Here is a 5,758-nt window from a genome sequence, read left to right on the forward strand (position 1 = left end):
CACCACCGGGTGCCCCCTGCCGCCGCCGGGCACGGCCAGGGCCTGGTCCAGTTCGTCCTGGCCGCGCACGAGGGCCAGCGCAACACCCGCCTGTTCTGGGCCGCCTGCCGCGCCTACGAGGACGGCATCGGCCCGGCGCTCGTCGATCCGCTGGCCGACGCGGCCCGGGCCACCGGCCTGTCCGAACGGGAGGCCCGGGCGACGATCGCCTCGGCGGCACGGATGACGGGGCACCGGCCCTGAACCCGGTTCCGCCCATGACCACCACCGAAAGACCTCGATGCAACTGCACGCGAAAAGGCCGGCCCTGGCGCTCGCCCGCCTCGTCCTGGCCTCCGGCCGCCCGGTGGACCTCGCCGAGCTGCGGTTCTCCTCGACGTACGGCGACCTTCAGGACGGCTACCCCTGCAAGCCGCTGAACGACCTGCGCATCCGCAGCCTCCTGCACGCCGCCGAGCGGTCCCGCCCGGGCACGCCGGTGCACCTCCTCCCGCCCCGGCGCGAGTACCCCGACCAGTACGCGGGCGGCCTCGGGCCGGTCGAGGTACTGCCCGCCGTGGCCTGCCTCGGCACGTTCCACTCGGCGGCCCTGGACCCGGCCCGCGACCCGGTCGCCTACCGCTCGCGCCTGACCGTCGTCTGGTTCCAGTCCACGGCCCGCCTGCCGTCGGGCTGCGACGCCGAACCCGCGTTGCGGGACCTCGACTGGCCGGTACTGGCCCGGGACGCCACGGCCCCCGTAGGGTCGGCCCGATGAGCGCATCCCGAACGGAACTGACGCGTTGGCAGTTCGAGTTCACCTGGTCGCTGTTCGAGTACCACCTGGAACGGCTGGAGCCCGGGGACTTCCTCTGGGAACCCGCCGAGCTCTGCTGGACGATGCGCCGGGGCCCCGACGGCACCTGGGTCCCGGACTGGGCGGACACCGAGCCCGACCCGGTCCCCGTACCCACCCTCGGGTGGGTGAGCTGGCACATCGGATGGTGGTGGAGCGTCGCCCTCGACCACACACAGGGCCGCCCGCCCCGCGACCGGTCGGACATCGTCTGGCCCGGCGAGGGCGCCCCGACGGTCGAGTGGCTCCGGGGCCTGCGCACCCAGTGGCTCAAGGTCCTCGACGACCTCACCGACCAGGACCTGGACGCCACGGCCCCGTTCCCCTGGCCGAACGATCCCGAGCACACCGTCGCGCACATGGTGGCCTGGGTGAACGCGGAGCTGATGAAGAACGTGAGCGAGATCGGCCAACTGCGGCTGCTGCGGGGGCGTCCGTCTAGACCGTGCCGGGGCCACGAGCACGGCGTCCTCCGGAGCGATCTCTGCTCGGTCAGCCGTGCCGACGAGCGTACCGGTACGTCTACATCACCAACGGCAAGCTTGTGACCTGCTGTGCGGCGGTGCGTTGCAGGATGCATGCGACTCCGTCTGATCTCCCGTGCCGCTGCTCTGCTCGTCGCGCTCGTCGTCCTGCAGGGCGGTTCGTCCGCGCTGGCCGCCGAAGGCGGAGGAGGCGGCGGTGACAACGGCCCGACAGGGGCGATCGATCCGATCACCCCGTTCGCACAGGGCGCCTCCGTGCTCGCCGGGACGGCCCAGCCGTTCTACGACGCGTTCAGCCAGGCCGTGTCCACGGCTCCCGGGGCGCGGCCGCCCGGGGCGTGACATCGTGAGGGCATGAGCATCGAGGTGCGCCCGGCCACGGACTTCGAGGACGTCCGTGCCGTGCTCGGGCCGAAGTCTCCCGGGGCGAACGTCTGCTGGTGCCTGAGCTACAGGATCCCCTCCCGGCTCAACAACGAACTGCGCGGTCCGGCCCGCGGCGCGTACGTCGCCGAGTTGTGCCGCGCCGATCCGCCCCCGGGCGTCCTCGCCTACGACGGCGACGAACCGGTCGGCTGGGCCGCCGTCGCCCCGCGCGCGGACACGTCGTTCGCCCGCAACCGCAAGATCCCGCACATCGACGACCTGCCGGTGTGGTCGCTCTGGTGCGTCCGGGTCCGCCCCGGCCATCGCAAGCAGGGCATCTCGCACGCCCTCATCGCCGGCGCGGTCGACTTCGCCCGCGACCGGGGCGCACCGGCGATCGAGGCGTACCCCCTGGACAACGGCGACGCCAAGGTCGATCTGACGATGGCCTACGCGGGACTGCGGAAGAACTTCGAGCGGGCCGGCTTCGCCCACGCGGCGGACACGACCTCGGTCCTGGCCGGTCACCCGCGCGTTCTGATGCGCCTCGACCTGCGCTGAAAGGGCTGGGCCTTGCGCTGAAAGAGGTTCGACCTGCGCTGAAGGCTCCGGGAAGAGGCTCCGACCTGCGCTTAAAGGGCCTTCGACCTGCACTGAAAAAGGCTCGACCGCTGGCGACGGGGGATGCACCAGCGGTCGAGCCATGGCCAAGGGTAACAAGCGCTTGCCCACCACGAGCCGACTGACCGTCAGGAAAGCCCGGTTGTGACTGGTATCACTGAACTACCGTGTATGCCAGGCCTGTTGGGCGAGACGGCCTCGTCAGCTGTCGCACGGCGGATCGTAGGAGAGCCGGGGCAGGTACTCCCGCCAGGTGTCCGGCGTCAGCACGCCCCGGGTCATCGAGCAGATGCGGCGGACGGCCGTGTCGACGTCGAGATCCCAGAGCCGGATCGTGTCCGCGCCGCTCGACACCCCGAGCATGTGGCTGTTCGGACTGAAGGCCAGGAAGGTGCCGGTCTTGGCGTTGGGGCTCATCGACGGGCCGATCGCGGTGGCGTGCGCGGGGTCGGAGACGTTCCACAGCCGGACGGTGCTGTCGTTGCCGCCGCTGGCCAGGGTGCGGCCGTCCCGGCTGAACGTCAGCGACACGACCGCCTCCGTGTGGCCCGTGAGCCGCGCCTGCTCGGAGGCCTCGGCGGGGTCGGTGACGTCCCAGAGGCGGACCGAGTTGTCGTCGCCCGCGCTGGCCAGGGTGCGGCCGTCGCGGCTGAGGGCGAGCGCGTTGACCGCTCCGAGGTGGCCGCGCAGAGGCGCCCCGATGAGGGTCACCCGGCCGGGGTCGGTCGTGTTCCACAGGCGGATCGTGCCGTCCGCGCTGCCGCTGGCGAGGGTCCGGCCATCAGGGCCGAACACGAGGTGGTTGATGTAGCCCTTGTGGCCGGTGAGGGGGAGGCCGAGCGGCCGTGGCCGGGCCGGGTCGCCGATGTTCCACAGCTGGACGGTGCGGTCGTCGTAGGCCGTGGCCAGGATCCGCCCGTCGGGGCTGAAGGCCAGCGGGTCGGCGTACCGCACGCGCAGGGGGGCGGGAGAGCCGTGACGGACCGGGCGTTCGGGGTCGCCGAGGTTCCACAGCTCCACCACCCGGTCGCCCGTAACGATCGCGAGGGTGCGGCCGTCCGGGGAGAAGTCCAGGGAGCGCACGTCGCCCTGGCCCGGGCGAAACGGTTCTCCTATCCGGATCGGCCTGCCGGGCGTCCGCACGTCCCACAGCCGGATCCGCCCGTCCCGGGCCGCCGTCGCGAGAAGCCGCCCGTCCGGTCGGAACACTCCGGTCCGGCCGGTCATGTCCGACATGGGCAGCGACCACAGGCGGACCCTGTTGTCGCCCGCACCGGTGGCGAGGGTGCGCCCGTCGGGGCTGAAGCCCAGCGCGTACATCTCGCCGCTGCTTCCCGCTAGAGGCCCGCCGACCTGCGACGCGTGCTCCGGATCACCGACCTTCCACAGGCTCGCGGTGCTGTCCGCGCTGGCCGCGGCGAGCATGTTCCCGTCCGGACTGAAGGCCACGGACCAGACCGGCCCGGTGTGGCCGGTGAGCGGCGCCCCGACCGCGGCCGGGCGGCCCGGACCGGCCATGTTCCACAGGTGTACGGTGCCGTCCGCGCTTCCGCCGGCGAGCGTGCGCCCGTCGGGGCTGAAGTCCACGGAGTGCACGGTGGCGGTGTGGCCGGTCAGCGGCGTCCCGGCCGGCTGCGGACGCCCCGGGCCGGACACGTCCCACAGCCGGATCGTGCCGTCGTCGCCGCCCGCGGCCAGCGTCCCGCCGTCCGGGCCGAACGCCACCGAACGCACGGCTGCCGTGTGTCCGGTCAGGGGCTCACCCAGGGCCCGCGGCCGGCTCGTGTCGGCCATGTTCCACAGCCGCACGGTGCGGTCGTCGCCGGCGGAGGCCAGCGTGCGGCCGTCCGGACTGAAGGCGATCAGGTAGATCGTGCCGTGGTGGCCGGTCAGGGGCTCGCCGAGCGGCTTCGGTTGACCGGGGCCGGTCACGTCCCACAGCCGGATCGTGCCGTCGTCGGACGCGCTGGCGAGCGTCCGGCCGTCCGGGCTGAAGACCGCGCTGCTCACCCAGCTCGTGTGACCGGTGAGGGGCCTGCCCAGGGGCTTCGGGCGCTTGGGGTCGTCGACGTCCCACAACCGTACGGTCCGGTCGTAGCTGGCGGTGGCCAGTACCCGTCCGTCCGGGCTGAAGGTCGTGAGGTAGACGGCGCCCGTGTGACCGGTGAGGGGTCTGGAGAGCGGGGCGTTCACGATGGAGATCAGACGGCTGTTCGCGCCCTTGTCGTCGGGCCGCAGACCGTGCGCCACGAGGTCGAGCTGCGCCGACAGCGACGGATCGGTGTGCTGGACGCGGTCGGACTGGGCGAGCACCTGCTCGAAGACGGCTGCGTCCCGCTGCTTCCAGGCCACGACGGCGGAACCGCCGGCCAGCACCGCCAGTACGACCAGCGCCGCCACCGCGCCCCGGCTGATCCAGATGATCCGCCTGCGCAGCCGAACGGACGCCGCCAGGAACTCCACCGCGCTGCGGGTCAGGAACGTGTCCCCGGCGGATCTCGCCCAGCCGTGGGCCTGCTCCAGCCGGGAGCCCCGGTAGAGCAGTGAGGTGTCGCGGTTCGACTCCTCCCACGCCCGGCCGTCCTCCTCCAGGCGCTGACGCAGCAGATTGCCCTGCCGGTCCTCGTCGATCCAGTCGCGCAGCCGTGGCCAGGCGTGCAACAGTGCCTCGTGGGTGATCTCCACGGTCTCCGCGTCGAGCGTCACCAGCCGGGCGCGGACCAGCGCTTCGAGGGACTCCTCGGTCTTGCCCGGGTCGGCCGACTCCTGCGCCAGCTGACGCCGGGTCCCGCGGCGACGCGTGGCCTGGGTGTCCTCGCCGAGGCGGACCAGACGAAGCAGGAGCAGCCGGGCCGCCGTGCGCGCGGCCGGATCGAGACCGGCCCAGGCCCGTTCGGCGGTCGCCGCGACCGCGCCCTGGATGCCGCCGGCCGCGCGGTAGCCGGCCAGTGTGAGCCGGCCCCCCTTCCTGCGCTGCCAGGTGGCGAGCAGGGCGTGCGAGAGGAGCGGCAGCACACCGGCGTCGTGCGCCGGGCGCAGGCCGTCGGCACTGACCTCCCGGACGATCAGCTCCGCGAGGCCCGGTTCCAGCTCCAGGCCGACGGCCTTGGCCGGTCCGGTCACCGCCTCGCGCAGCTCCGTGGTGGTCAGCGGCCCGAGCACCATGTGCCGGTGCTGGAGCGCGTCGGCCAGCTCGGGGTACCTCAGGCAGCGGTAGTAGAAGTCGGCGCGTATGCCCAGCACCACGACCGCCGGGGCCGGTTCGCCGGGGCCGACGGGCGAGCAGGCGGCGTGCAGGACCTCGATGAAGGCGCGCCGCTCCGCTTCGTCGGGGCAGAGCGTGAACGTTTCCTCGAACTGGTCCACGATCACGACCGGACGGGCCCCGGAAGGAGCCACGCGCCGGGCCCAGGCGGCGACGGCAGCGGCGGCCGGGCGCGGCAGGTCGTGC

General features: G+C 73.1%; 5 protein-coding genes and 1 pseudogene. 5 read left to right on the top strand and 1 reads right to left on the bottom strand.

Annotated features, from left to right (window positions below):
* From C1J00_RS36845 to C1J00_RS36865, 5 genes and pseudogenes are all read left to right on the top strand, one after another.
* On the top strand, positions 1-243 hold a 243-nt coding region (locus C1J00_RS36845), incomplete at its 5' end, for a primase alpha helix C-terminal domain-containing protein (protein ID WP_180989837.1).
* A gap of 37 nt (positions 244-280) precedes the next feature.
* Positions 281-757 (top strand): hypothetical protein, encoded by a 477-nt coding sequence (locus C1J00_RS36850; protein WP_102913277.1) that lies wholly within the window; start codon positions 281-283, stop codon positions 755-757.
* Positions 754-1,263: pseudogene (locus C1J00_RS36855) on the top strand (DinB family protein); the annotation flags it as partial. The gene C1J00_RS36850 and the pseudogene C1J00_RS36855, both read left to right, overlap by 4 nt.
* Positions 1,264-1,413: 150 nt before the next feature.
* Entirely contained in the window at positions 1,414-1,662 is a 249-nt protein-coding gene (locus C1J00_RS36860; RefSeq protein ID WP_102913279.1) for a hypothetical protein, read from the top strand.
* Between the two features lie 12 nt (positions 1,663-1,674).
* Positions 1,675-2,247, top strand: coding sequence for a GNAT family N-acetyltransferase (locus C1J00_RS36865; RefSeq protein ID WP_102913280.1), 573 nt, complete (start codon positions 1,675-1,677; stop codon positions 2,245-2,247).
* 261 nt (positions 2,248-2,508) lie between these two features.
* On the opposite strand, the gene C1J00_RS36870 is transcribed toward C1J00_RS36865, so the two are convergent.
* Positions 2,509-5,758 (bottom strand): nSTAND1 domain-containing NTPase (locus C1J00_RS36870; protein ID WP_102913281.1); only part of this gene is annotated, 3,250 nt, incomplete at its 5' end.

This window comes from Streptomyces cahuitamycinicus, assembly GCF_002891435.1.
Lineage (GTDB): Bacteria > Actinomycetota > Actinomycetes > Streptomycetales > Streptomycetaceae > Streptomyces > Streptomyces cahuitamycinicus.

Coding starts and splice junctions, on each gene's coding strand:
- C1J00_RS36850 (WP_102913277.1), top strand. CDS start 281: ATGCAACTGCACGCGAAAAGGCCGGCCCTGGCGCTCGCCCGCCTCGTC.
- C1J00_RS36860 (WP_102913279.1), top strand. CDS start 1,414: ATGCGACTCCGTCTGATCTCCCGTGCCGCTGCTCTGCTCGTCGCGCTC.
- C1J00_RS36865 (WP_102913280.1), top strand. CDS start 1,675: ATGAGCATCGAGGTGCGCCCGGCCACGGACTTCGAGGACGTCCGTGCC.